We start from the raw sequence: 2607 nt of genomic DNA, 5'->3' as shown, positions 1-2607 counted from the left end.
CCGCGCGGGCAAGCAAGGCGTTCGACGTATCTTCTGCACGGGCGTGCAGGCGACGGTCGGCCTCCTCGAAGGTGCGGGCGATGTCTTCGGCCCGCGCCAGCAGGGCCGCGGAGGTCTGCTCGGCGCGCTCGGCGATCTTGCGGTCGGCGTCGCTGAACGCGGCACCGGCCTGCTCGTGCAGGGTGCTGGTGACTTCCAGCACCTTTTCGCGCAGGGCGCCGGCGACAAACACGGCGCTCTTCTCGAGCACGGCGCGGACGTTGTCGACGCCTGTCGAGAGCGCACGTTCCATGGTGCCGGCGCGCTCCTCGATGATGCCGGTCTGGCGACTGAACGCCTGCTCGATCTTCTCGACATCGGCAGCGATCGCGTCGGAAATGCCGGTGCTTCTGGCAGCGATCTGGTCGATATGGCCCGACAGCGAGCGGTCAACGTCCTTGCGGGTCTCGGCGAGCTTGCCGAGATCGTCTTCCAGCGCGCGGGTCAACATATTGCGGCCTTCGGACAGCTTGCCGACATGTCCGGCGATGACGTCGTCGATGTCGCTGCGGCTTTCGGTCAGCTTCTGCAGGTCGGCTTCGAGGGCGCGTTTGAGAATGTCGCGGCCCTCGGCCAGCTTCTCGACCTGGCCGGCAACCAGACCGTCGATGCTGGAGCGGCTTTCGGCCAGCTTGGCGAGATCGGCTTCCAGCGCGCGCTTGAGAACATCGCGACCTTCGGCGAGTTTCTCGACCTGGCCGGCGACCAGACCGTCGATGCTTGAGCGGCTCTCGGCCAGTTTGGCAAGATCGTCCTCGAGCGCCTTGGACAGGGTCGAGCGCTCCTGGACAAGCCTTTCCGCGTGGCTGTTAACGAGGCCACCGACGTTTTCGAGGTCGGCTTCAAGCGCTTTCGACAGCGTCGAACGATCCTGGACGAGCCTTTCGGAATGGCTGTTGACCAAGCCATTGACGCTTTCGAGGTCAGCCTCGAGTGCCCGGGCGAACTGTGCCCGGTCATCGACCAGTTTCTGCGACTGGTCGGCAATGGTCCCCTTGATCGCGTTGAGGTCGGATTCCAGAGCGCGCCGCAGGATATCTCGGCCCTCGGACAACTTCTCGACCTGACCCGCAACCAACCCGTCGATGCTGGAACGGCTGTCGGCCAGCTTGGCGAGGTCGTCCTCAAGGGCCCTGGACAGGGCGGAGCGGTCTTGGACAAGCTTGTTCATGTGATCGGCGATGACGCTGTTCACATTCTGCAGGTCGGCTTCCAGGACCCGGGAAAGCTGACCGCGATCCTCGGCCAGCTTTTCCGACTGGCTTGAGATAACGCCCTTGATCGTGTTCAGGTCGGATTCCAGCGCGCGCTTGAGAATGTCGCGGCCTTCCGCCAGCTTCTCGACCTGACCGGCGACCAGACCGTCGATGCTCGAACGGCTTTCGGCCAGCTTGGCAAGGTCGGCTTCAAGGGTCTGCGACAGCAGGCTGCGGTCCTCGGCCAACCGTCCCGAATGGCTTTCGATCAGGCCGCGTATGCCGGACAGATCATTGTCGAGCGAATGGGAAAGCTGCGTGCGGTCTTCCGCCAGTTTGGCGGAATGGGTTTCGATGAGGCTCTTGATGCCGACGATGTCGTTTTCCAACGCCTTGGCGAGCACGGCGCGGCCTTCGGCGATTTTTTCCACCTGACCGGCGACCAGACCGTCGATGTCGGCGCGGCTGTCGGACAGTTTTCCGAGATCGGCTTCCAAAGCGCGCGACAGAATGTTGCGGCCCTCGGCGAGTTTTCCGACATGTCCGGCGACCATTTCATCAATGATCGTACGAGCTTGCACCAGCTTCCCGGAGTCTTCATTCAAGGCAATAGAGAGCCTGTTGCGACCTTCTTCCAGCCTTTCGAGATGGCTGCCGAGCGATGCATCGATGGCCGCCCGCGATTCATTGACCTTGCGCAGATCCTCTTCGAGAGCGCGCGAGATCAGGCTGCGGCCTTCGGCCAGCTTCTGCACCTGGTTGGTTACTGCCGCATCGATGCCGGCGCGGCCCTCGGCGAACTTCGCCAGGTCGGCCTCCATGGCCGCGGCCATGCGCTCGCGGCTTTCGGACAGTTTCCTGCTGTGGTTCTCGACAGCTTCCTCGATGCCGACGCGGGCGTCGGCGAGCCGCTGGATGTCACTGTCGAACGAACGCGACACGACGTGACGGGCGGCTTCCATGCGTCCGGCGAAGTCGCTGGCGCGGGCTTCGAGCATAGAGGAGGTCGAAGTGACGATGTCGGCCATGTCGGCGCCGATCTGGGTCTTGCCCTGATCGATCATCGCCGACAGCGTGTCCTTGCTCTCGGCGAAGGTGTGCGCGATTTCGCGGGCGCGCTCGACCAGCGTTTCATTGATCTGGCGGGCGCGGGCCTCGAGTGCCGCATTGAGCTTCTGCGTTCCGGTGTCGAGCGCCTCGGCGCGGGTCTGGAACTCGCTGATCAGCGCCTGGCCGCGTTCGGCGAGCGTGCGCTCGATGCCGTTGAGGCTGGCCTCGAATTCGGAATTGAGGGTGCGCGCGGCGCCGCCTAGCAGCGACACCATGCCGGTGGTGCGATCGTCGAGCAGATCGGTCAACGACCGCGTCAGTC

Annotated in this window: 1 pseudogene; it reads right to left on the bottom strand. The window is 64.1% G+C overall.

Annotated elements, in window-relative coordinates:
• Positions 1-2607, bottom strand: a pseudogene (locus ENZ74_RS28490) (kinesin); the annotation flags it as partial.

The sequence above is a fragment of the Mesorhizobium sp. M7A.F.Ca.CA.002.15.2.1 genome (assembly GCF_003998715.1).
GTDB lineage: Bacteria > Pseudomonadota > Alphaproteobacteria > Rhizobiales > Rhizobiaceae > Mesorhizobium > Mesorhizobium ciceri.
Note: the sequence above shows the minus strand (reverse complement) of the source record. Positions and strands in the feature narration are given on the sequence as shown.